This window comes from Variovorax sp. J22G73, assembly GCF_030317035.1.
Lineage (GTDB): Bacteria > Pseudomonadota > Gammaproteobacteria > Burkholderiales > Burkholderiaceae_C > Variovorax.
The window spans coordinates 280,078-302,515 of the sequence record NZ_JASZYK010000006.1 but is presented as its reverse complement, the minus strand read 5'-3'; the positions used below and the strand labels follow the sequence as shown (position 1 = coordinate 302,515).

Here is a 22,438-nt window from a genome sequence, read left to right as displayed (position 1 = left end):
ATTGCACATGCGCCAGCTACCATCGGCCCACTGAGGGACACGTAGAGGGCTTGATGGAGCTTTATGACGGATTGGCGCGCCAGAATGGCGCCGCGCTTCGTATCGACTGGTTCGGGAACGTCGGCAACTCTCTTCGTTTCGGATCCGAGCAACGCACGTTGAAAGTGTCTTGCTCGCCTTGGAGGCCTAACCTGGGATGGAAGTTGGGTGCTGACGATAAACGTGAGGAGATCGAGATCCCGATCGCCATCCTGCCGCAAATTCGTCTTGGTGACGTCTGGCAAGGCGGGTGCTTTGCCGAGTCGGCTCCGTTGACGCGCATGCTCTTCAAGGAAATGGCGGTCAACGAACAGACCGCGGTAGTCTTGCCCGCGGGCCTTCCGTACTCGCCTTCTGAAGGCTCGACCTCATACCTCCTTCCCTTCAGCGCGTTCAATGCCCACGCCGAACACACTCGCTCCTGGGTCACCCGGGTCCAGGTCGATCCTGGTACCGTGCTGGTCGTGCCGAGCCTGGAGTTGTTTCGCTTCTACTTCGGCGCGACAGGCTCGGTACTCGAGGGTGTCATGTCGGGCGGCGACGCCGAGCAGAGGCTCTATCACGCTGCGTACATTAGCCGGGTCAACAACGCGGCGAACGTTGTTCTGGGAATGGGGATGTCCGCGGCGGCTGCACCGACCGTCGCGCGCATCGCGCTGGATGGCGAGGCCAAGAAGGCATTCTTCACTTTGGTCAAAGGCGGGCGCATCGCCGGGCTGAACAAGACCGACTGGCAGCCTCGTATGAGCTTTCCCTTCACGGGCAAGACGAACCTTACCGTCGATGGGCTCTGGTTGGATACGCCTGGGCAACGAACCTTCGTCGCGCTGCGCCTCATCAGGTGCACCTACCCTCATCCGTTCGAGCGGCTCAACTACAGCATGCATGACGGTCAGCGAAGGACTCGGACACCGGTGTCGGGCGAGCGCAAGGAGCTCGGGCCAATTGAGAAGAAGGAGAACAAACCGAAGATCGTGAACCAATGGGCGGATAGGAGTCAAGCGGCGCTCGAGGTATACCGCGATGACGACGACGCGGATCCATTTCCATATCTCAAGAGAACCTCGATTCATCGAAAGTCGCATGCGTCTTTCCACGCCAATCGATCTGGTACCGAAGGTGAAGACGGGGGGCTGTACGCGATCGGTCCCTTAGACGCTGCGGGGTTGCCGCCGGCTGAGATCATAGGGGCACCGAGTAGCAGCGATAAATGCAGGCTTGAGCCAACTTTTTTGGCTGCCCTGCGCCAGGCGGTGGCGGCTTGCCTGCCTGGTTGGGAATTCTGTCCACTCGAGGACGGGGAGGTGACACGCCGAATGGCAGTGCCAGCGCCGCCCGGTGTCGCGTCTTGGTGCGATCTTTGGGTTTGGCTTTCCACGATCGTTGAGTATCGGGCGAAGGGCGGCGTCATGCGATGTGCTGCATTGGGCGTCGCCGAGTTCCCGGAAGGGCAGATCAGCGTGGAAGTGGTGGCGCAACTCTTGGGGGCAGGTGAGCCAACCATGGAGCAGATCGGACGAATGTTGTTCGAGCCCTGTTGGACTGCCAGCGTGCCGTCCGAGATGAACCGGGACGCTGGGACAACGATTGCCTATTGGACGACGGACGAATTGAACGCTCTGGCCGACGAGTTGAGCCCTCAGGAGATCGCTGCCTGGGTTTAGAGAGAGTTCAAGCGTCGTGTCTTAGCGCAGTAAGGCGGCCCGTAGGTTCGCTTTCAAAAAACCAGCGCATAACAGAAGGGCGACCTCAAAGTGCTACTACTCTCATGCTTTGAACCTGGCGATCTGCTGCCGCCCTCGGGATGGCGATCTGTACGCGTTCCCGATTCGTTGCAAGATTTCAACGCTTTCACCCACGCCGCGCTGGTTCACTTGACCTCTTCATCTTTCTTGGAGGCCATCCGTTCGGAGGGACTTAAGCCGCGCAATTCTGGTACCCAGCCCATCCTCGACAACCTTGTGACGAGTCCGGATGACGTGTACCTAGCCGCACGTGCAGACCGGTTCTATGCTGAGCGTGCAACGCATGCATATGGAGGTGTCGGGATTGCGGTCTTGGTCCACGTCCCCTTGGCCCATCTGTCTGCGGACGAAAATTTATTCGCCTCAAGAATCCTTCCAGTCGACGCAAAAATAGCGCTGCATCGGTCACTGTTGATCGGCTACTGCAAGCATGAAGGCCCAATCGGACCCGAAGCAATCCAAGGAATCTACCGTATGGATGGTCGGCCAATTTGACGGCGGATGCGCGCACGATCCTTATCAACAAGCCTGAGACAGATCCGAAGACTGGCGTGACCCCTTGCGCCACGCGCTCCTACCCCGACTTTCCCCACGAGAACTGGCGAGGGTGGGCAGGGAATGGGGATGGCATCGACACCGCGCGGACTGCTGACATCGTGCCAGCTCGAGTTGCGCAAGTCAGCCGTACATGCTGGGGCGGCCGACTCCTGCGAAACCTTCCATTGGGTGTTTCGGCAAAAAGGCCTCGAAGCCGGGCACCGGTACCTCGGGATCAAAAGCGGCCGTCCATTTGGCATTGGCCGGATCGGTCCCTGAATGCAGCGTGCTTGCCGCCCACTGCGCGAAGTTCAATACGACGTCGAGCGGCTCAGCATTGGAGAAGTCGATTCCATCGCTGGCGCGCATGAGTTCGGCATAGAACTTCACATTGACGATCGCTTGCACGTCGTTCTTGGAAATTTGCACCTGTCGCACATGAGCTATGCGATTCCGAATCGAGCCCAGGGCACCCAGTCCGGGCTTCATGGTGCCCAGCAGTGTGCTGCTGCCCGGGAGCATCCCCACCTTCTGCTCGTACCGCAGCCGAAGCCGGTCTAGATCGAGCGTTGAGTGAATGTGCTTCAGGTATGCAGTCAAGAAGTACTCAACGACGAGATGCGCGTGGAGGACGCGGCCCAGAACGGCGGAATCCTGATCCCACACCGCCATGAACTCGGACCGTCGCTGCTCGCTCGCCCTGACTACCGCTTCGATTCCGCCGAACAGCGCTGCGACGCGCGCCATCGCGACTTCGGATGGCATTTCGAGTTCAGCTTTGGATTCAGGTGTTTGTGCGGTCATGGGTCGAGCCTAGCAAAAGGACTCTCATCGGGGGCGGTGCGTGCCCGATGGCTCGCGACACCAGTGCTGCACCAGCACGAGTTCCCGGTTGAACCCGTTGTAGGGTTTCGCCATTGACTCCCTTCTCTTGAAACTGCCCTCAAGCACCGCGCGCGGCATTGCGGCAACGTTACGGTGGCAGCGCCGTGGATTCAAGGCAGATGGCGCGGGCCCATGTAGCTCGCATCGGATTGATGATTGATGGCCCCTTTGCGGCTAGGCGGTGCCTGTTCAAAAGCGGTGGAACACCACCGCCACCGCAGCTGAAAAGGCTGCGAGTGTGGGGAGTACCAAGTGAAAAATATGGCCAAATTTAGCCATCCGGCGATAGAAATTCACTTTGCCGAGGAATGCCTCGCTTTGGGTGGTGAGGGAGCGAAGTCGCTTTGAAGATGCATCCAGCCGGCCCTCATATGCGGAGGATCGCGTACTCATCGCCGTTCTGAGTTCGGTGAACGCAGTTTCCCGAGCTTTCGCGAGCGCTATCCTTTTCGCAACTTCCTGCGCGCGCGTGAACTCGGAGTTTTTGTCGGCGGAGATAGTTGTCGTGGCCTCTTCGCGCTCATCGAAAACAGACACTACGACCTGCGGTGCGAAACGATGGGCATGGTTCGCCCAAGATTCGGCGATAGCGGCCTCTTGCGCACGATTCCATTCGTCGATCGGATAGCGATCATCCAGTTGGCGTGCCACGAGATCATTGCGGTGCGAGAGGATCTGGTCCGCAAAAGCTTCGCGAAAGGTCTCAGCGGTCAGTGGGATCCCTCGGGAGGCGCTAGCAGCGTCCATCAGCGGGTGCATGTCGTTGTCTGCGAAAAGTTTATCGGGATCGGGCAATTGACTTTCGCTGGCGTTCTCCCTATGGAGCTTTTCTGCAAGCCTCAGGTTCTCATTTGCTTTGCGAATCAGCAGATTTTTGGCAGCTTGAAGCTTTGAGCTGACGTGGGTAAAACTGAGGTCGATACGGGCGACATGTACTTTCCACATCACCCAACCCTGCACCAGTCTGGAAACCAACACGAGGCCGATCAGGAAAAGAAAAACCTCGCGATAGTCGCCGACCACGTTGATCTTGACGCCGAGAATTTCGAACTCTTCTGGCGCCTTGACCGCTACCGACAGCAGGTAGAACCCCATCGTGAGCAGCACCGTTTCCATCCATGAACCGGAATTCTCGATGTAGGCCAACAGTCTCTCGATTGTTTCGTCGAGCGCTCCTTCGCAACTGGAAAGGACGGCTTCGTCGCTCGCAGCCTCAGGGTCAGTCGCGACTGACGGTGATGCGGACGTATCCATGCTTCGCCTCCCTTTTTATCTAGCAGAAGTGTAGTGGGCACTGCCGTTCAATCCAGAATCGGCTTGAGCTCGCTTGAACCGCATTTATACGAGGTCTGCGTTACCTGCCGGCCGTTTTAAGCGTTGCCTCTCTCTGATCGCCGGCGCTTTCCCTGGAACAGCTGACCCATGCCGCCATTGGGAGGCCTCGTATTGCCCATTCGCGCCTAAATACCGATGAGGGCGCTCATTCGCGCCTATTTAAATCCGTTCTCATTTTCCGACCGCGCTTACACCGCCGCCCACCAGCGCCACCGCGCTGGAGGTGTGGTGCGGCGCCGAGGTCGGCCGGCACATCCAGCGCTCGGTGCCGAAGCGCCCGCCCAGGCTGGCCACGGCCGCGCTCTGCAGCGCCTCGTCGATGCTCATGGCCGGCAGCAGGCCGGCGAAGCGCTGCGCGAGCATCGACTTGCCCGAGCCGGGCTCGCCCATCATCAGCAGGCTGTGGCCGCCGGCCGCCGCGATCTCGAGTGCCCGCTTGGCGCCCACGTGGCCCTTGACGTCGCACAGGTCGGCGTAGCGCGGCGCCGTGCCGCCCGGGGCGGGCTGGATGCGTGCCCAGCCGTCGTCGGAGCCGGGTGTCGGGTCAGGCAGTTGCGCCGCCGCATCGGCGTCGGCCACGAACTGCCGCACCACGTCCAGCAGGTGCCGGGCGCCGTACACCTCGCCGCCGGGCACCAGCGCGGCCTCCTGTGCACTGTCCATGGGCAGCACCAAACGGGTGGCCACGCCGCGCGTGTGCAACGCCAGCGCCATCGCCAGTGCACCGCGAACGGGCCTCAGCTCGCCCGACAGCGAGAGCTCGCCGGCAAATTCATGGCCCGCCAGCCGCGCGTTGTCGATCTGCCCGCTGGCCGCGAGGATGCCCATGGCCAGCGGCAGGTCAAATCTTTTGGCGCGTTACTAACAGTTATGAGGCGAAATGTTCTTGAAATACAACGTTTTTCTGGCAGCTAACGCCTCCGACCGTCGATGCTCACCACGTTGCCGGTGTTCTGACCAGCTCGAAGAGCGGCGTTATCCACAAGCAGCATCTCGTTAATTGTCGCTAGCCGAGCCAGTTGCGACCGTGCCTCCTCAAGCTGCCGACGGAGCTCAGAATTGGTGTTGCGCTCCTCAGCTAGCTCGGCATGTTTGGCATCGCGTTGTTTGCGACTGGAGGCGCCCTGTTTGAGCCGAACGGCCTCGGCGACTGTTGGGTAGTGGTTATGGATCAAAGCTGCTGTGACGCCTGCCTCGCGAGCAACAGATGAGATCGTCAGTTCGGTTGCCTTGGTATGGGATCGCCCGCGCTCGATGCGCCAGATGGCGAGCCGCAACTCCTTCTCACGAACGTCAGCAGTTTTACGGGTGGCCATGTGCAGCACTCGCCTCGACGCCAAGCTGCGCGAGAACTGTCGCGCAACGACCTAGATCGCGGGCGACTCGAGCGCGCCCACCCGGCCCGATGTCCTGCAAATCCTCGAGCTCTTTCAAGTGGTCATAGAGACCACGATAAATTTTCTCATGACGCCGACCGACGACGGCGTTGTCGCATCCATCGCCACATCTGGTTCGATCAAGATCGTTCCCTACGCACATGCTGTCGGCAGCGGTGCACCAGGCATGGCCGTTGCTGCGAAGAGGCGTGCTCAGTGCAATCGACTTAACCATCGCAGCACGCGACTTAAACAAAGAGATGTTCTCTCCCTTGGACCGCCACGCAACCAAGCTCCGCCCATATCCTCCGGCGAGAGGTTCGTTTTCGTTTAACCAAGAAGACACGGTCTCGATCCGGAATTCATCGAATTCATCTTGGATCTCTAGGTAGAGCTGCATTTCCTGGGACTCATTAAGGGCGTATCCAAGAGTCATGTCCATGGACCAGTGCTTGAAGTGCTCTCGGAGATAGCGAAGGTCTCCGAACCTGCTCCGAGCGGCGTAGTTTGCAAACTTCCGTCGAAACTGGTGGGTCGCGAGAACCCAGTCAACCTTGCATTCCGCCGCAAAGTCCTTGAGATTCTCGTTCATCTGCTGCACTGACAAGGTTCGAACGATGTTGCCCTTCTTCAAATCTGTGCCAACGAACACTGCTCCCAGATGGGCCTGGGCCTCGGCGATTCGAATGTCGGCGGGATCCGAGGCACGGTAGCCTTCGACTTCCTTTCTCAGAAGGCGCTGATATGGCTCGGACCACCTATCCATGACTTGAAGTGCTTCGATGGCGGCTTCCGGCACCATCCACTCAGTCTTGCCCTCGAAAGTCTTAGAGGACACCGATCGCAACCACCAATAGCGCTCCCCGTCGACTTCAGTGCTGTGGTAGTTTTTACCCTGAATGTTTGCCATCTCGTGGGCTCGACAACCGCTCAAGCTAGCCACTACGATGTAGCAGGCAACCCTGATGTCGACGAGCAGCTTTTTCAGTTCGCGATACCCGCTCAGCCCTGCAGTCCTAAGCCGCTTAGTCTTGAGTTGCGCGTGGTACTTAGGCGATACGTCCGATCGCTGGTCGAACTGCTCCATTTCGTCACGCAGATCAAGTAGCCGCGGGGCATCCTGTACCTTTGCCCAAGCCTTCTGAAACAGGATCGTGAAAACGTCATCTGGCATCAACGGCGTCAGTCCGCCTTTGGCTACACCGCCTTTGGATGCGCCGGATAAAAAGGTTGCTGACGAATCCTCCCACGGATGCCGAAGCATCGCGTCGTCGCTGTACTGGCTCAACTCGAAGATCATCTCCACGGCCTTTAGGCGCTTATAGAGCTTCCCCGCCGACAGCCGTCGCATTTCCGGGTCGGCCCCCGGCTTCCTTGGTCCTCTCGTTGGATTGTGGTCCCGCGAGGCCTGAACATAGGCTAGGCAGACCATCGGAGTAGCCTTTGCAAGGTTAGCGATGCCTAGGCCAGCCAAGTATCGAAAAAACGGAACCATGTCGTTGAACGTGGCTACCATCGTTGCGGCGCCTGGTCTGCGCTGCCCACGGATACCACGGCGCTGGTAGCGGTACATCATCGCCTTCGCAGTCTCCCGGATGCTCGCTGGCGCGATACCGAAGTCGATTTTCGAGTGCGATTTCGCAGTGTTGGTGGTGTTGCCAGTCAGCCACCAGATCGCATCTCCATAGACGCTCACCGGCACCAAGTCTCCGTTGACGCGCCGCAGGGAGACCGCAAGTGCATGTCGTTCCGCCCCGTCTTGAACGGAGCGGACATCGGATGGCTGCTCCGCAAGGTGTGCTTCCACGTCTCTTGTCGGTACCTGTTGTGCCTTCATGATCTCTCCGCGATAGAGCCGAGGTCAGCAATTACCTCTTCGCCGCGCCAGAATGGGTGCGGGTCTTGGCGCGCTCGCTCTCGCTCGCGATCTACAAGCGCTTGTTTGAAGATGCCGCGTTGCACACCCGACTCAACGATGTCCCGCTCAATCAACCGAGCGATGTGGGCGAGTTGCTTCTGCCACCGGCGCGCGTCCATACGAGCCCGTTCGGACAAGATCCTCCAATAGAAGCTGAACAAGCGGTAGAGGTCATCGGCTGTAACTACGAAGTTTCGGCAGCGGACGCAATTCAAGAAGCTCATACAGACCTCAGTCTTGTTCTTGGGTGCGAAATCTCCTGCGTGAACGTCGGAACATCGGCCAGTGGGCGTACGCTCCGTGGCCCCGAGAGTGTTTGTCAGCAATTCTTGAGTCAATGCCAGGCCAAGAAACCGCCAGTTGCTCGCGGCGCTCTCTCCCGGGCGTAGATAGCTCACTCCAGTCACATGCACGGTGTTGCCTGCGGCGGCTGCAGTACCGATCAGATCGCCGTCAAGGATCTCGTACACGCGATTGATGAAAGTCTTTCGAAGACGACTCACGTTGACGAGAAGCGGCTTACCGTCGCTGTCCTTCAGATCAAAGCGCTCGACCAGTTTTCGTATTGCCACGAACAGCGTGCCTCGCTTAGCGCCGATACGTCACCAGCCGAGCCGCCTCCGCGCCCTGCTCTCTGGGTCCGAAACAGAAACACGCGATCACTGAACTCCTTCGGCGCGGCGCTCTGCAATCGAGCGGATAGCTCGATGAGTCTGCGAACTAACTGAGCCACAGTCGGTCGCAGCGTAGGCACTGACTCCAGTGTCTCCGGCCCGTTCCGAAGCGCCGCCTTATGGGTAGAGTGTCCTCTCCGCTTAAAAAGGACCAAGAACACGGTATCGACCTTTGGATGTGCGCGCAGACAGTCGCGGCTCATCTCTAGCAGGGGCGTCGTATTCCGTCCTGTATGGAGCGCGATGACAAACAGTGCATAGGCAAGAAGATCGGCGGTTGGTTCTACATCCTTTTCAAACAGCGGCACAACAGCCTGTCGGAGGGCGGTGGAGAACGCCTTCCGCTCTGCGGTTCCAAGGGGCGCTGCTCCTTTGTGAGACTTGTCCTTGCCCGGGAAGGGATTAGAGGGAAAAGTGGCGTCATCTCCGGCGTGAACCTCGACGATAAACCCCCGCTTGCAAAGGCTCTTGAGCACCGCCTTGACGGCTTGGTACCGATTGGCTTTCGTCGACATGCTGCAGTCTTCGCCATCGAAGGAACTCAGAAACCCGTCAATGAGTTCTCTGTCGACGTCTCCCAAGGTCAGGTCCCGTTGCAATGCTGCACTGCGCAGGACGAGATAGTCCAACAGTTGCCTTCCTCCCCCGTGGCAGTAGGAAGCAACCGTGGAGGGGGCCAGTTCAAGATCCTGCTTTGCCAGGAACCGCTCTATCTGCATTTGATACGCGTACGTGATCTGGTCGATTCCCACTCCGTACCAAGGTGAAAAATCGAAGCTTCTCTTAGCGATCGCCTTGCCGAACCTCACGATAGTGTTAGACGGCGAGATCGCGGCAAGCGATCCAGTCGCGTCAGCTTTAGGCTGAATGTGTTCGACGACCGGGATTGAAAGATCGGTTCTGATGAAGACCTTGCGCGTCGCGGCCATCAGGCGGGCTCCGCCCAAAAATTCAATTCTTCGTCGTAGGCCAAAGCTGCATCGTCAGCAACTTGGTGGCTCACATGGAGGTAAACCATCGTGGTATTGATCGACGCATGGCCTAACTGATTTTGCAGAAAGACCAACGGCTCAATGCGCCGGTCCTTGGCCGATCGTCGCTGAAGCGTGTGCAAGGTGTGGGTTGCGTAGGTATGGCGGAGCATGTGCGGATGGGTGTGCAGACCAACCTTCCGCCCGAGGTCGCGGATGATCGCTTCGATGCCTTTGCCATCGCCTGCATATGGTTGTCCGTATCGATTGAGGAAGAGCTGTTGCGGCTGCCCCGTTGACAGGGACGCTCGCTCGCCACGGTGTATCGAAAGATACTTGTGCAGCCCTGCCATTACTTCGCGCCCCATCAAGATGACTCTCTTCTTCTGCCCTTTTGTTCGCATACCGGTGCCGTCTGTCGGGTCGAGGGTCACGGATACATTGGGCACCCCGCCAGAAGAAAGGTCTGGAGCGAATACGTACGAGCATGGAAAGGTTGCTAGTTCTTCTCGCCGCAGGCCTGTTAGCAATCCGGTGCGGATGATGGCGGCGTGGTGGACATTGGTCGCTGAGTTGACTAGCAACCGAGCTTGATCAAGCGACAAGAACTTAACGATCGATCGATGCCGGCGCGGCATCGCAGAGTTGACTTGCGCCTTCCCGCCGTTCCCAGCCACATGCCCGAGAAATGCGGTCGCGCCACCGACGTAGCGCTCCTCATACCCAAAAGGCAGGTTGGCAATCCACCCTTGGCGTACCGCGAACTTGTAGAACTCGGATATATAGATCATCCGATGTCGGATGGTGTTTCGGGCGAGTTTCGCCGTCTCGAACGAGTAGTCTCGGTAGGCAGCAAGCAAGTTCTTGCGCTCACCACGCTCGATGTCATTCCAGGCAAGGTCATGCGCCTCGAGAAAGCCGAAGTAGTCGTACAGGGATCGAGCGATCGGCTCCCATGACCTTTTCGAGCCGATTTGTCCTCGAAGCAAATAGAACCGGAGAAATTCGTTGACTTCCCAGCAACTGGTCATGTCGCCGTTTAGAAGAATCGGAAAGCCCGGCCTCGGAAGACCAGCCAACTTGTAGTCGCAGGTTGCAGCAAGGAGGATCACGCCTAAACGCCCCGTTCTCGTAGAAGGCGGATGGCCTGTTTGAAGGGCAGCCCCAAGATCTGTACCACCAGATCAATGGCGCCGGCGCCACCTTCCCCGTCACGCGTATCGAAAAACTTCGCGCCTGTGCACAGCACCTCGCGCTCGATACCGCCGACCGATATGTTCCACCTTGTCGTGCCTGGATCGCCTCTGGGCCGAAAGCCTGCGTCCTCCTTGGCGTAATCCATGAGAAGCGGAAGAAGCGGAGCCACGGCCATTGCGCGCCAGCGTTCCAGTTCGAAGTTATCCACAGCCCGACGCGTCATCGATCCCCTCCCCAGACCCCACCCGCTACTCGTCTCAGAGAGACTTGATTTAAAACAGGATAAATCCTAACAGAGTGAACACCCTATAACGAAGCGGCCGGAGTCCTTCGGAAGGTCTGCCGGAGCCAGGTTGACGGTGATGCGCTTGTTGTTCGGAAACTCCAGCCCCGCGTTCTGGATGGCCGAGCGCACCCGCTCGCGCGCCTCCTTGACCTCGGTTTCCGCCAGCCCGACCAGCGTGAAGCTGGGCAAGCCGTTGGCCAGATGCACCTCGACCGTGACACTGGCCGCTTCCAGCCCCAGCAAGGCGCGGCTTTGCACCAAAGACAGACTCATTGTTGTTGATCTCCCCAATGTGGTGCGTCCAGGACATGGACGCCCGCCGTGGTGCAGCGCGGTGCGCACTGCAACCACTCGAAACAGGGGTTGTAACGATTTGGCGCTCACCGACAGCGGTGGGACGCGCTTTGGGGACAGCGATTTGTGCAGTTTGGCACGCTCCCTGCTATGAGCCTTGCAGGTCCAACTAAACACTTTGCGAGGAGTTTCCCGATGACGCACCGTACCGCCGCCAAGGCGCTGATCGTTCTTGCCACCGCGCTGACCGCCTCCGGCGCCGCCCTGGCCCAGGCAACGACCGACGCCGCCGCGGCCGCTCCCGCCCCGGCACCCAACCTCACGGGCAACATCTCGCTGACCACGAACTACAAGTTCCGTGGCCAGGACCAGGACATGCTGGGCAAGAACGACTACGCCAAGACCAAGGGCTTCAAGCCCGCCATCCAGGGCGGCCTGGACTACGCCTTCGGCGACAGCGGCTTCTACGTGGGCAGCTGGAACTCCAGCGTCAACTGGCTCAAGGGCAACAGCATCGAAATGGACCTGTACGGTGGCTACAAGTTCAAGGCCGGCCCGCTGGACATGGACGTCGGTGCGCTCACCTACATCTACCCGGGCAACTCCTCGGGCAACACCACCGAGCTGTACGTCGCGGGCACCTACGCCAACGAAACGCTCGGCTCGTTCACCGCCAAGTACTCGCACACCGTGTCCAAGGACTACTTCGGCTACGCCGGCAACAAGGCCGGCTCGGGCCTGAAGGGCACCAACACCGGCTACCTGAACCTGGCGTACAGCAAGGAAATCGTGCCCAAGGTCACGCTGAAGGCCGCCGTGGGCTACACCAACATGTCCAGCGACATCCGCAGCCTGGGCTACAAGAGCTATGTCGACTACAACGTCGGCGCTTCGTACGACTTCGGCAACGGCCTGTCGCTGACCGGCTCGGTGCAAGGCGCCAACAAGAAGAGCTCGTACCTCGCCGTGAGCAACCCGGGCGTGGACTACGGCTTCGGCACCTTCGGCCAGACGACGTACTCGCCGAACAAGGCGCGCTTCATCCTCACGCTGACGAAGACGCTGTAAGGCACAGAACAACGAGGTGCGGCCCACGCTGCCGCACCGTTTCATTTCCATCCGAAGGAGAAAACTCATGAAGCTGGTCACAGCCATCATCAAACCGTTCAAGCTCGACGAAGTGCGCGAAGCACTGTCGGCCATCGGCGTGCAGGGGATCACCGTCACCGAGGTCAAGGGGTTCGGTCGCCAGAAGGGCCACACCGAGCTGTACCGCGGCGCCGAGTACGTGGTCGACTTCCTGCCCAAGGTCAAGATCGAAGCGGCCGTCTCCGACGACCTCGTCGACCGCGTGATCGAAGCCGTCGAGGGTGCCGCACGCACCGGCAAGATCGGCGACGGCAAGATCTTTGTCTACAACCTCGAACAAGTGGTGCGCATCCGCACCGGCGAAACAGGCCGCGAAGCCCTCTGATCGAGTCCAGGCCCGAAAGAACAACGATTATGAAAAAACTGCTTGTCTCTCTTGCGTTCGGTTTGAGTGTGCTGGCTGCCGGCACCACCGCCCTTGCACAAACGCCCGCGGCCACGGCTGAAGCGCCTGCCGCTTCGGCACCCGCTGCTGCCGCACCCGCGGCACCGGCCGCGCCCGCGGCAGCCGACGCGGCCCCCGCCGCTGCAGCAGCACCCGCCGCCGCGCCGGCACCGAAGATCGACTCCGGCGACACCGCCTGGATGCTGACCTCCACGCTGCTCGTGATCCTGATGACCATCCCCGGCCTGGCGCTGTTCTACGGTGGCCTCGGCCGCTCGAAGAACATGCTGTCGGTGCTGATGCAGGTCTTCGTGATCTTCTCGCTGATCAGCATCCTGTGGGCCATCTACGGCTACAGCCTGGCCTTCTCGGGTGACGGCAACTTCTTCGGGGGATTCGACAAGATCTTCATGAAGGGCATCACGCAGGAAACCTTCGGCGCGCTGACCACGATTCCCGAATACGTGTTCGTCGCCTTCCAGGGCACCTTCGCGGCCATCACCGTGGCGCTGATCGTCGGCGCGTTCGCGGAGCGTGCCAAGTTCTCGGCCGTGCTGCTGTTCTCGGTGCTGTGGTTCACCTTCAGCTACGTACCCATCGCCCACATCGTGTGGGGCGGCGGCCTGCTGGGCAAGGACGGCGCGCTGGACTTCGCCGGCGGCACCGTGGTGCACATCAACGCCGGTGTGGCCGGCCTGGTCGGTGCCTACATGGTCGGCAAGCGCGTGGGCTACGGCAAGGAAGCGTTCACGCCTCACTCGCTGACGCTCACCATGGTCGGTGCCTCGCTGCTGTGGGTGGGCTGGTTCGGCTTCAACGCCGGCTCGGCCGGTGCTGCCAACGCCGTCGCCGGCCTGGCCTTCATCAACACGGTGCTCGCCACCGCTGCCGCCGCGCTGTCGTGGATCCTGGGTGAAAGCCTGCACAAGGGCAAGGCCTCGATGCTGGGCGCCGCGTCCGGTGCCGTTGCCGGCCTGGTGGCCGTCACGCCTGCCGCCGGTTTCGTCGGCCCGATGGGTTCGATCGTGCTGGGCCTGCTGGCCGGCCTGGTCTGCCTGTGGGGCGTGGGCGGCCTGAAGCGCATGCTCGGCGCCGACGACGCGTTCGACGTGTTCGGCGTGCACGGCGTGGGCGGCATCCTGGGTGCCATCCTGACCGGTGTGTTCGCGGCCAAGGGCCTCGGCGGCACCGGCGGCGCAACGCCCGACACCTTCGCCATGGGCGCACAGGTGTGGATCCAGATCAAGAGCGTGGCGCTCACGATCGTGTGGTCCGGCGTGGTGGCCTTCATCTCCTACAAGATCGCCGACCTGACCATCGGCCTGCGTGTGTCGGAAGAGGAAGAGCGCGAAGGCCTGGACATCTCGTCGCACGGCGAAACCGCCTACAACCGCTGACCTGCCATGCGGGGCCGCCTTCGGGCAGCCTCGCAACGCAACGACACCCTCAACAGACTTTCACAAGAACAATTCTTCGTAACGAGTTTTTCAAGCGAGGTCTCCTTTGGATGTTCAGCCCGCGAGCGCTTCGGCGCCAGCGGGCTTTTTTTTGCCTGCCGCTTTCCCCACGGCGCGGCATGCCCGGGGGCACAATCGCCCCACCATGTGGACCACCCTCCAAGACAGCCTCTGCGAGCTCGGCGAATCGCCGTTCTGGCACCCCGAAGAACACGCGCTCTACTGGCTCGACATCCCGGGCCGCGCCGTGTTGCGCACACGCGGCGACATCGGTTCGCCGAATGCCACGGTCGAGCGATGGCCGTTGCCCACCGAGCCCGGCTGCATGGCCCCGGCGCGCAGCGGCGGCCTGGTGATCGCCTTGCGCGACGGCTTCTACCGCGCGCGCGAATGGGGCGGCGAACTGGTGGCGATGGCGCGCGTGGAGCACGACGTGCGCACCATGCGCTTCAACGACGGCAAGTGCGACCCGCTGGGCCGCTTCTGGGGCGGCTCGCTCAACGAGGCCAAGGACCGCCCCAACGCCGCGCTCTATTGCTTCGACGCGCGTCCCGACACGGGCGTGTCGCCCACCATCACGCAGATGGCCAACGAGTCCACCACCGCCAACGGCCTGGCCTTTTCTCCCGACGCCGGCACCCTGTACTGGGCCGACACGGCCGCGCACGTGGTCTGCGCGTGGGACTGGGACGCCGAAGCCAACGCGCTTTCACGCGCGCGCGTGTTCCACCAGTTCGATGCCAAGCGCGAGGGCTGGACGGTCGACGCGCCGCTGGGCTACCAGGGCCGCCCCGACGGCGCCACGGTCGATTCGCAAGGCCACTACTGGGTGGCGATGTTCGAAGGGGCGCAGCTGCTGAGCTTCGCGCCGTCGGGCGACATCGTGGCTTCGGTGCCGTTGCCCGTTCAATGCCCGACGATGCCGTGCTTTGGTGGTGACGACCTGAAGACCTTGTTCGTGACCAGTGCGCGCAAGGGGCGTCCCGCCGCCGAGGTCGAGCAGCGGCCGGCTTCCGGCTCCGTGATCTCGATGCGTGTCGACACGCCCGGGCTGCCCGTGAGCTTCTTCGAGGATTGAGGTTGCCGAGCGTGCGTTGTTCAGGCCGCGACCGTGCCAACCAGCCGTTCCGGAGCTGAGAGCGATGGCCCTCCAGCACATCCCCCCGATCCAGTGCCTGCTGACCTTCGAGGCCGTCGCAAGGCTGCGTCATGCGGGCCGCGCGGCCGATGAGCTGTGCGTCACGCCCAGCGCGGTGAGCCACCGCATCCGGCAGCTCGAATCGCATGTCGGCTTCAAGCTGTTCGGCCGCAGCGACTTCAGCCTCACGGCCGATGGCGCGGCCTACCTCGCCAACGTGCGCACGGGGCTTGCGGCATTGCAGGCCACGCCGCTGGGGAGCAACGCCGCGCAGCGCGCCACGCGCTTGCGCATCGCCGTCACGCCGACCTTCAGCCGGCAGTTCCTCATGCCGCGGCTGGAGCTGTTTCGCAACATTTATCCCGACATCGAGCTGGTGCTGCAGGTGTCGATTCCGCTGCTCGACGTCACCGCCGAGCAGGCCGATCTCGAGGTGCGCTACGGCCCCGGCGGCTATGCCGACTGCGAGCACCGGCTCATCCTCGAGGAGCAGGTGGTGCCGGCCTGCAGCCCGAGCTTCTTGAACGAGTTCGGGCCGTTCACCGGGTTTCGCACCGCGGCCGAAATTGCCAGCGCGCGGCTCATCCGCAGCCCGCTGGAACCCTGGGGCACGTGGTTCGCGAGCTGCGGGCTCGACCAGCCCGAGCCGCACATCGGCTCGCAGTTCAACGACCTGGGCCTGGTGTACGACGCGGCGGCCAGCGGTTTCGGCGTGGCGCTGGTGCGGCAGAAGATGGGCGCGGCGTGGTTCGAATCGGGGCGGCTGGTAGCGCTGTCCGACCAGGCCGTGCCATCGCCGCACCGGCACTACATCTGCTGGCAGCCGGGCGCGCTGGAGCGTTGGGAGTGCGCGGCCTTTGCCGATTGGCTGGAACAGAGCCTGCGCTGACAAGGAAGCGTCAGCAGCAGGAGCACCGAGAGCTTCGCGCCAGGGGGGCCGGCGAAGTTTGCTCAAGCCCATCGCAAAAATCCCTCAACCCGCACCCGGCGCGATGTGCGTAGAGTGCGGGATCCCGAGAGACAAGAAAGAGGCCCGCCCATGAACGCGCCGCTCACCCCCACGCAACCCACGCAGCAAGAATCCCTGCAGAAAACGCAGCGCCAGGCCCAGGTGGTCGGCGCGCTGCAGGCCCACCTGCCGGCGCATGCCCTCATCTGGCACGCCGAGGACACCACGCCCTACGAGTGCGACGGCCTCACCGCCTACCGTGCCCGCCCGCTGGTGGTGGCCCTGCCCGAAACCGAGGCCCAGGTGGCCGCCGTGCTGCGCACCTGCCACCAACTCGGCGTGCCCGTGGTGGCGCGCGGCGCGGGCACCGGGCTTTCGGGCGGCGCCATGCCGCACACGCTGGGCGTGACGCTGTCGCTCGCCAAGTTCAACCGCATCCTGAAGATCGACCCGGTGAGCCGCACGGCCGTCGTGCAGTGCGGCGTGCGCAACCTCGCCATCAGCGAGGCGGCCGCGCCCTTCAACCTCTACTACGCGCCCGACCCGTCGAGCCAGATCGCCTGCACCATCGGCGGCAACGTGGCCGAGAACTCGGGCGGCGTGCACTGCCTGAAGTACGGCCTGACGCTGCACAACGTGCTGCGCGTGCGCGGCTTCACGGCCGAGGGCGAGGCGGTGGAGTTCGGCGGCGACGCGCTCGACGCGCCGGGGCTCGACCTGCTCGCGCTGGTCGTCGGCAGCGAAGGCATGCTGGCCGTGACCACCGAGGTCACCGTCAAGCTGGTGCCCAAGCCGCAGCTGGCGCGCTGCATCATGGCCAGCTTCGACGACGTGCGAAAGGCCGGCGACGCGGTAGCCGCGGTGATTGCGGCCGGCATCATTCCCGCCGGGCTGGAGATGATGGACAAGCCCATGACCGCCGCCGTGGAAGACTTCGTGCGCGCGGGCTACGACCTGGACGCCGCGGCCATCCTGCTGTGCGAATCCGACGGCACGCCCGAAGAGGTCGAGGAAGAAATCGGCCGCATGACCGCCGTGCTGCGCGGCTGCGGCGCCACCGCCATCGCGGTGAGCAACAGCGAAGACGAGCGCATGAAGTTCTGGAGCGGGCGCAAAAACGCGTTTCCCGCCTCTGGCCGCATCAGCCCCGACTACATGTGCTTGGACTCCACCATTCCGCGCAAGCGCCTGGCCGACATTCTCCTGGCCATCCAGGAGATGGAGAAGAAGTACAACCTGCGCTGCTGCAACGTGTTCCACGCGGGCGACGGCAACCTGCACCCGCTGGTGCTGTTCGACGCCAACGACCCCGACGAGCTGCACCGCTGCGAGCTGTTCGGCGCCGACATCCTGGAGACCAGCGTGGCCATGGGCGGCACCGTGTCGGGCGAGCACGGCGTGGGCGTCGAAAAGCTCAACAGCATGTGCGTGCAGTTCACCGCGAGCGAGAACGAGCAGATGTTCGGCGTGAAGCGCGCCTTCGACCCCGAGGGCATGCTCAACCCCGGCAAGGTGATTCCCACGCTGCAGCGCTGCGCCGAATACGGCAAGCAGGTGGTGCGCGGGGGCAGGCTGCCGCACGCTGACCTGCCGAGGTTCTGAGCGATGAGCCCCATGGACACCGAACTCCACGCCGTGGTCGAGCGTGTGCGCGCCGCGGCCGCCGACGCCACGCCGCTGTGCATTCGCGGCGGCGGCACCAAGGACTTCTACGGCGAGGCGCCGCACGGCGAACTGCTCGACGTGCGCGCGCTCGGCGGCATCACGAGCTACGAGCCCAGCGAGCTGGTCGTGACCGTGCGCGCCGGCACGCCGCTGGCCGAACTCGAGGCGGTGCTGGCCGAGAAGGGCCAGTGCCTGCCTTTCGAGCCGCCGCGCTTCGGTGACGGTGGCGACAGTGGCGTTGGCACCGTCGGCGGCATGGTCGCCGCCGGCCTCAGCGGCCCCGCGCGTGCCAGCGTGGGCGCGGTGCGCGACTACGTGCTGGGCGCCACGCTGGTCAACGGCCGCGCCGAAGTGCTGAGCTTCGGCGGCCAGGTGATGAAGAACGTCGCGGGCTACGACGTGTCGCGCGTGCTCGCGGGTTCGCTGGGCACGCTGGGCGTGATCGCCGAGGTCAGCCTCAAGGTGCTGCCCGTGCCCCCCGCCGAGGCCACGCTGGAATTCGCCTGCAGCCAGGCCGACGCGCTGCGCCTGCTCAACGAATGGGGCGGCCGGCCGCTGCCGCTGAACGCGAGCTGCTGGGTCGAACATGAAGGCGTGGGCGCGCTGTACCTGCGCCTGCGCGGCGCGGTCGCGGCGGTGGAGGCGGCGTGCGCGCACCTCGGCGGCGAGCGCAAGGACAACGCGCGCGCCGCGGCCGACTGGCAATCGCTGCGCGACCAGCGACTGCCGTGGTTCGCCACGGGCGAAGGCACCAACGCACTGTGGCGCCTGTCGGTGCCCCAGACCGCGCCGGTGCTGGCGCTCGACGGCGCGGCGCCGCTGATCGAATGGCACGGCGGCCAGCGCTGGTACAAGGCGGCGCCTGAACAGGCGGCGCGCATCCGCGAGATCGCGCGCGCGGCGGGCGGCCATGCCACGCTGTTCCGCTGGCCCGGCGCGAACACGCCCGGCGCGAATACATCCGGCGCGAATACATCCGGCGCGAACATGCCCGGCAACGTGCAGCGCTTCGACACCCTGAGCGCGCCCGTGGAGCGCATCCACCGCGCGCTGATGCGCGAGTTCGATCCGCACGGCCTCTTCAACCGGGGCCGCCTGCTCGCCCCCGCCTGAAACAAGCACAAGCGCCACCAGCACCCCCCAGAAGAACCGACATGCAAACCGAGCTCGCCCCCGAATTCCAAGGCACCGACGAAGGCCGCGAGGCCGAAGCCATTTTGCGCAAGTGCGTGCACTGCGGCTTCTGCACTGCCACCTGCCCCACGTACCAGCTGCTCGGCGACGAGCTCGACGGGCCGCGCGGGCGCATCTACCTCATCAAGCAGGTGCTCGAAGGCAAGCAGCCCACGCGCAGCACCCAGCTGCACCTGGACCGCTGCCTCACCTGCCGCAACTGCGAAAGCACCTGCCCGAGCGGCGTGCAGTACGGCAACCTGGTGGACATCGGCCGCAAGATCGTCGACCAGAAGGTGCCGCGCCCCGCGATGGAGTCGGCGCAGCGCTGGCTGTTGAAAGAAGGGCTGCCGTCGCCGCTCTTCGGCCCCGCCATGAAGCTGGGCCAGGCCGTGCGCGGCCTGCTGCCCGAGGCGCTGAAGGCCAAGGTGCCCGCGAAGCAGGAGGCCGGCGCATGGCCCACCGCCACGCATGCGCGCAAGGTGCTGATGCTCGCGGGCTGCGTGCAGCCGTCGATGATGCCCAACATCAACAGCGCCACCGCGCGCGTGCTCGACGCCGCCGGCATCCAGGCGGTGCTCGCGCCCGAGGCCGGTTGCTGCGGCGCGGTGAAGTTCCACCTGAACGACCAGGAAGGCGGCAAGGCGCAGATGCGCGCGAACATCGACGCGTGGTGGCCCTGGGTCGAGCGCGACGAGGTCGAGGCCATCGTCATGAACGCATCCGGCTGCGGCGTGACGGTGCGCGAGTACGGCCACCTGCTGCAGCACGACGCGGCCTACGCGCTGAAGGCCGCGCGCATCAGCGAGCTCACGCGCGACCTGAGCGAGCTGCTGCCCGACCTGGTGCCCGCGCTGAAGGCGCGCGTGAAGGCGCCCGCCGGCGTGGTCGCCTACCACCCGCCGTGCACCCTGCAGCACGGCCAGAAGCTGCGCGGCGGCGTCGAGACGCACCTGCGCGCACTGGGCTTCGACGTGCGCGTGGCGCTGAACGAATCGCACCTGTGCTGCGGCTCCGCCGGCACCTACTCGGTGCTGCAGCCGGAGCTGGCCTATCCGCTGCGCGACCGCAAGCTGGGGCACCTGAAGCAGCTGCAGCCGACCACCATCGCGTCGGCCAACATCGGCTGCATCACGCACCTGCAAAGCGGCAGCGGCGACACGCCGGTGCGGCACTGGGTGGAGCTGCTGGACGCGGCGATGAAGGGCTGAGGGGCCGAGGGACTGAAGGGCGGAAGGGCTGATCCCGCGCCTGATTCCAGGCCTCCGTTCGGGGCCTGGGCGCACAGCGGGGGAGGGTTCGGTCCGACTCGCGCGAAGGCGCTTGGCGGCGCATCATGGCTGCACCGTATCTGCAAGGAGCCTGTGCCATGTCCCGTGTTCTCGCCTCTCTCGTTTCTCCCGCGCTGCGGCGCACGCTGCTGGCTGGCGCATGTGTCGCCGGCGCGGTGGCCGCGCAGGCGCAAGGCGCCATGCCGCCCTGGCAGGGCGCGGGCGCCGCGCGCTACGTGTGCGGCGGCATCGGCTCCGACGAATCGGGCGCCATGCGCGCGGCCATGAAGGAACATCCGCTGTCGCTGCTGTTCGCCCGCGCCGACGGCGCCTACCTGGCGAATGTCGACGTGACCATCAAGGGCGGCGACGCCAACAACGCCGCCGCGCTGGCGTTCCGCGCGAACGGGCCGGTGTGCCTGGTCGACCTGCCGGCCGGCAAGTACGTGATCGATGCCGCCATGCCCGGCGGCGCGGCCAAGAGCCAGACCGTGACGGTCGGCAGTGGTTCGAAGACGGCGGACTTCAGGTTCTGAGAACGCGGCTGCAAAGCCGCGGCGGCTTTTTCAGGCCGCAGCGGCCAGCGCGGCTTCGACGTCGCGCGTCAGCGAGGCCGGCGTGTCCAGCGGCGCATAGCGCTTGAGCACCGCGCCGTCGCGCCCCACCAGGAACTTGGTGAAGTTCCACTTGATGGCCGTGCTGCCCAGCAGGCCCGGCTTTTCCTTGGTGAGCCACCGGTACAGCGGCGCGGCGTTGCCGCCGTTGACGTCGATCTTCTCCATCATCGGAAAGCTCACGCCGTAGTTCTTGGTGCAGAAGGCGCCGATTTCCTCGTTGCTGCCCGGGTCCTGCGCGCCGAACTGGTTCGACGGAAAACCCAGCACCGTGAGGCCCTGGTCGGCGTACTTCTCGTGCAGCGCCTCCAGCCCGGCGAACTGCGGCGTGAAGCCGCACTTGCTGGCGGTGTTCACGATCAGCAGCACGCGGCCCTTGAAGGCGGAAAGCTGCACGGGCTTGCCGTCGATCTGGTTGGCCTCGAAGTCGTAGACGCTGGTCATGGAAGTGTCCTCAGTGGGCTGCGGTGGCGTTGGACCCGCTGGAGCCGCGATCATCGCCCTGCACGGGCGTTCGCGCAAACCCGGCGCAGGCCGACCACACGGCGCCGGCCACGATCAGCGCGCCGCCCACGAGGATGCGCGCGTCCATGGTGGCCGCGCCCAGCGCCACCGACGACACGGCGGCGAACAGCACCTCCGACAGCATGATCACCGAGGCCGCGCCCGACGTGAGCCGCGCCGCGCCGTACTGCAGGCACACGTTGGCCACGATGAAGCCGCTGCCCAGCAGCACGGCCCAGCCGAGCCAGCCGGGCGTGGCCAGCAGCGGCGAGGCGATGCCGCCCATGCCGGTGCCGACCAGCGCCGTGGCGCCGCCCACCACCGCGCAGCCGCAGAACATGGCCAGCGCGCGCGATTCGCCCGGGGCCTGGCGCAGATGGCGCAGCGTGATGTTGGTCAGCGCAAAGCTGAAGCCCGCCGCCACGCCCAGCCAGTCGGGCAGGCTCGAGGGCACGGGCCAGTCGGTGCCGGGCGCTTTCAGCACCACCACCACGCCCGCCAGCGCCAGCGCCACCCGGGCCAGCGCGCCGCCGGTGGGGCGCTCGCCCAGCAGCAGCCAGGCCAGCAGCACGTTCCACAGCGGCATCAGGTAGAACAACAGCACCACGCGCACCACGTCGCCCTGGGTCGCGGCCCAGTTGAAGCCCACGTTGGTGAAGCCCGCCGCCAGGCCCAGGGCCACCAGCATCGGGAACGCCGCGAAGCTTTTCCAGGCATGCCGGCGCACCAGGCCCATCACGGCCGCGATGGCCAGGTAGATCAGGCAGGTGGTCCACAGCGGGTGCAGGCCGTGGCCCGCGAGCTGGCGGAACGGGAACCACGACAGGCCCCAGACGAAGGCGTTGAAGACGAGGGCGAGCGCGGGCATGAGGCGTT

Annotated in this window: 20 protein-coding genes and 2 pseudogenes; 10 read left to right on the top strand and 12 right to left on the bottom strand. The window is 63.9% G+C overall.

All coding sequences use genetic code 11. From position 1 onward, the window contains the following. Nucleotides 1-53 precede the first annotated feature (53 nt). Nucleotides 54-1,703, top strand: a complete 1,650-nt coding sequence (locus QTI51_RS22900) for a hypothetical protein (protein ID WP_286516190.1) — start codon at nucleotides 54-56, stop codon at nucleotides 1,701-1,703. Between the two features lie 759 nt (nucleotides 1,704-2,462). Here QTI51_RS22900 and QTI51_RS22895 read toward each other — a convergent pair. The 10 genes and pseudogenes from QTI51_RS22895 to QTI51_RS22850 all read right to left on the bottom strand — a co-directional run. Then, entirely contained in the window at nucleotides 2,463-3,125 is a 663-nt protein-coding gene (locus QTI51_RS22895; RefSeq protein WP_286516191.1) for a hypothetical protein, read from the bottom strand. 270 nt (nucleotides 3,126-3,395) lie between these two features. Further along, nucleotides 3,396-4,460 carry a hypothetical protein gene (locus tag QTI51_RS22890; protein ID WP_286516192.1) on the bottom strand — a complete coding sequence of 355 codons (1,065 nt, stop codon included), beginning with the start codon at nucleotides 4,458-4,460 and terminating at the stop codon, nucleotides 3,396-3,398. Nucleotides 4,461-4,733: 273 nt separating this feature from the next. Beyond that, nucleotides 4,734-5,390: pseudogene (locus QTI51_RS22885) on the bottom strand (ATP-binding protein); the annotation flags it as partial. A gap of 62 nt (nucleotides 5,391-5,452) precedes the next feature. Continuing rightward, a complete protein-coding gene (locus tag QTI51_RS22880) occupies nucleotides 5,453-5,857 on the bottom strand; it encodes a TetR family transcriptional regulator (protein WP_286516193.1) in 405 nt (134 codons plus the stop codon). After that, complete coding sequence (locus tag QTI51_RS22875; protein WP_286516195.1) at nucleotides 5,844-7,754, bottom strand: site-specific integrase; 1,911 nt, start codon at nucleotides 7,752-7,754, stop codon at nucleotides 5,844-5,846. The genes QTI51_RS22880 and QTI51_RS22875 overlap by 14 nt, the downstream gene beginning before the upstream one ends. After that, entirely contained in the window at nucleotides 7,751-8,407 is a 657-nt protein-coding gene (locus QTI51_RS22870) for a hypothetical protein (protein WP_286516196.1), read from the bottom strand. Before QTI51_RS22870 ends, QTI51_RS22875 begins: the two co-directional genes overlap by 4 nt. Then, nucleotides 8,371-9,438 carry a hypothetical protein gene (locus QTI51_RS22865; RefSeq protein WP_286516197.1) on the bottom strand — a complete coding sequence of 356 codons (1,068 nt, stop codon included), beginning with the start codon at nucleotides 9,436-9,438 and terminating at the stop codon, nucleotides 8,371-8,373. Before QTI51_RS22865 ends, QTI51_RS22870 begins: the two co-directional genes overlap by 37 nt. Next, on the bottom strand, nucleotides 9,438-10,592 hold the full coding sequence (locus QTI51_RS22860) for a tyrosine-type recombinase/integrase (RefSeq protein WP_286516198.1): 1,155 nt from the start codon (nucleotides 10,590-10,592) through the stop codon (nucleotides 9,438-9,440). The genes QTI51_RS22865 and QTI51_RS22860 overlap by 1 nt, the downstream gene beginning before the upstream one ends. Nucleotides 10,593-10,594: 2 nt before the next feature. Next, on the bottom strand, nucleotides 10,595-10,885 hold the full coding sequence (locus tag QTI51_RS22855; RefSeq protein WP_286516199.1) for a hypothetical protein: 291 nt from the start codon (nucleotides 10,883-10,885) through the stop codon (nucleotides 10,595-10,597). Nucleotides 10,886-10,972: 87 nt separating this feature from the next. After that, nucleotides 10,973-11,236, bottom strand: a pseudogene (locus QTI51_RS22850) (magnesium chelatase domain-containing protein); the annotation flags it as partial. Nucleotides 11,237-11,452: 216 nt separating this feature from the next. On the opposite strand from QTI51_RS22850, the gene QTI51_RS22845 reads away from it, so the two are divergent. The 9 genes from QTI51_RS22845 (at nucleotide 11,453) to QTI51_RS22805 (ending at nucleotide 20,980) form a co-directional block, all read left to right on the top strand. After that, complete coding sequence (locus QTI51_RS22845) at nucleotides 11,453-12,325, top strand: TorF family putative porin (RefSeq protein WP_093127954.1); 873 nt, start codon at nucleotides 11,453-11,455, stop codon at nucleotides 12,323-12,325. A gap of 67 nt (nucleotides 12,326-12,392) precedes the next feature. Next, nucleotides 12,393-12,731 carry a P-II family nitrogen regulator gene (gene glnK / locus QTI51_RS22840; protein ID WP_007833403.1) on the top strand — a complete coding sequence of 113 codons (339 nt, stop codon included), beginning with the start codon at nucleotides 12,393-12,395 and terminating at the stop codon, nucleotides 12,729-12,731. Between the two features lie 29 nt (nucleotides 12,732-12,760). Beyond that, complete coding sequence (locus QTI51_RS22835) at nucleotides 12,761-14,188, top strand: ammonium transporter (protein ID WP_116911569.1); 1,428 nt, start codon at nucleotides 12,761-12,763, stop codon at nucleotides 14,186-14,188. Nucleotides 14,189-14,393: 205 nt separating this feature from the next. Further along, a complete protein-coding gene (locus QTI51_RS22830; RefSeq protein WP_116911568.1) occupies nucleotides 14,394-15,326 on the top strand; it encodes an SMP-30/gluconolactonase/LRE family protein in 933 nt (310 codons plus the stop codon). A 64-nt stretch (nucleotides 15,327-15,390) separates the two neighbouring features. Next, nucleotides 15,391-16,275, top strand: coding sequence for a LysR substrate-binding domain-containing protein (locus QTI51_RS22825; RefSeq protein WP_116911567.1), 885 nt, complete (start codon nucleotides 15,391-15,393; stop codon nucleotides 16,273-16,275). Nucleotides 16,276-16,425: 150 nt separating this feature from the next. Next, a complete protein-coding gene (locus QTI51_RS22820) occupies nucleotides 16,426-17,937 on the top strand; it encodes an FAD-linked oxidase C-terminal domain-containing protein (protein ID WP_116911566.1) in 1,512 nt (503 codons plus the stop codon). A gap of 12 nt (nucleotides 17,938-17,949) precedes the next feature. Further along, nucleotides 17,950-19,113 carry a glycolate oxidase subunit GlcE gene (gene glcE, locus QTI51_RS22815; RefSeq protein ID WP_116911565.1) on the top strand — a complete coding sequence of 388 codons (1,164 nt, stop codon included), beginning with the start codon at nucleotides 17,950-17,952 and terminating at the stop codon, nucleotides 19,111-19,113. A gap of 41 nt (nucleotides 19,114-19,154) precedes the next feature. Continuing rightward, on the top strand, nucleotides 19,155-20,384 hold the full coding sequence (gene glcF / locus QTI51_RS22810) for a glycolate oxidase subunit GlcF (protein ID WP_116911564.1): 1,230 nt from the start codon (nucleotides 19,155-19,157) through the stop codon (nucleotides 20,382-20,384). Nucleotides 20,385-20,542: 158 nt separating this feature from the next. Then, the gene (locus tag QTI51_RS22805; RefSeq protein WP_116911563.1) at nucleotides 20,543-20,980 is read left to right on the top strand and encodes a carboxypeptidase regulatory-like domain-containing protein; all 438 of its coding nucleotides are present in this window, start codon (nucleotides 20,543-20,545) and stop codon (nucleotides 20,978-20,980) included. Nucleotides 20,981-21,010: 30 nt separating this feature from the next. Here QTI51_RS22805 and QTI51_RS22800 read toward each other — a convergent pair whose 3' ends face one another. Together QTI51_RS22800 and QTI51_RS22795 are read right to left on the bottom strand one after the other, a co-directional pair. Then, nucleotides 21,011-21,502: a glutathione peroxidase gene (locus QTI51_RS22800; RefSeq protein WP_116911562.1), complete on the bottom strand. Its 492-nt coding sequence runs from the start codon at nucleotides 21,500-21,502 to the stop codon at nucleotides 21,011-21,013. 10 nt (nucleotides 21,503-21,512) lie between these two features. Next, complete coding sequence (locus QTI51_RS22795) at nucleotides 21,513-22,430, bottom strand: DMT family transporter (protein WP_116911561.1); 918 nt, start codon at nucleotides 22,428-22,430, stop codon at nucleotides 21,513-21,515. Nucleotides 22,431-22,438 lie beyond the last annotated feature (8 nt).

Coding starts and splice junctions, on each gene's coding strand:
- QTI51_RS22900 (WP_286516190.1), top strand. CDS start 54: ATGGAGCTTTATGACGGATTGGCGCGCCAGAATGGCGCCGCGCTTCGT.
- QTI51_RS22895 (WP_286516191.1), bottom strand. CDS start 3,125: ATGACCGCACAAACACCTGAATCCAAAGCTGAACTCGAAATGCCATCC.
- QTI51_RS22890 (WP_286516192.1), bottom strand. CDS start 4,460: ATGGATACGTCCGCATCACCGTCAGTCGCGACTGACCCTGAGGCTGCG.
- QTI51_RS22880 (WP_286516193.1), bottom strand. CDS start 5,857: ATGGCCACCCGTAAAACTGCTGACGTTCGTGAGAAGGAGTTGCGGCTC.
- QTI51_RS22875 (WP_286516195.1), bottom strand. CDS start 7,754: ATGAAGGCACAACAGGTACCGACAAGAGACGTGGAAGCACACCTTGCG.
- QTI51_RS22865 (WP_286516197.1), bottom strand. CDS start 9,438: ATGGCCGCGACGCGCAAGGTCTTCATCAGAACCGATCTTTCAATCCCG.
- QTI51_RS22845 (WP_093127954.1), top strand. CDS start 11,453: ATGACGCACCGTACCGCCGCCAAGGCGCTGATCGTTCTTGCCACCGCG.
- glnK (WP_007833403.1), top strand. CDS start 12,393: ATGAAGCTGGTCACAGCCATCATCAAACCGTTCAAGCTCGACGAAGTG.
- QTI51_RS22835 (WP_116911569.1), top strand. CDS start 12,761: ATGAAAAAACTGCTTGTCTCTCTTGCGTTCGGTTTGAGTGTGCTGGCT.
- QTI51_RS22830 (WP_116911568.1), top strand. CDS start 14,394: ATGTGGACCACCCTCCAAGACAGCCTCTGCGAGCTCGGCGAATCGCCG.
- QTI51_RS22825 (WP_116911567.1), top strand. CDS start 15,391: ATGGCCCTCCAGCACATCCCCCCGATCCAGTGCCTGCTGACCTTCGAG.
- QTI51_RS22820 (WP_116911566.1), top strand. CDS start 16,426: ATGAACGCGCCGCTCACCCCCACGCAACCCACGCAGCAAGAATCCCTG.
- glcE (WP_116911565.1), top strand. CDS start 17,950: ATGGACACCGAACTCCACGCCGTGGTCGAGCGTGTGCGCGCCGCGGCC.
- glcF (WP_116911564.1), top strand. CDS start 19,155: ATGCAAACCGAGCTCGCCCCCGAATTCCAAGGCACCGACGAAGGCCGC.
- QTI51_RS22805 (WP_116911563.1), top strand. CDS start 20,543: ATGTCCCGTGTTCTCGCCTCTCTCGTTTCTCCCGCGCTGCGGCGCACG.
- QTI51_RS22800 (WP_116911562.1), bottom strand. CDS start 21,502: ATGACCAGCGTCTACGACTTCGAGGCCAACCAGATCGACGGCAAGCCC.
- QTI51_RS22795 (WP_116911561.1), bottom strand. CDS start 22,430: ATGCCCGCGCTCGCCCTCGTCTTCAACGCCTTCGTCTGGGGCCTGTCG.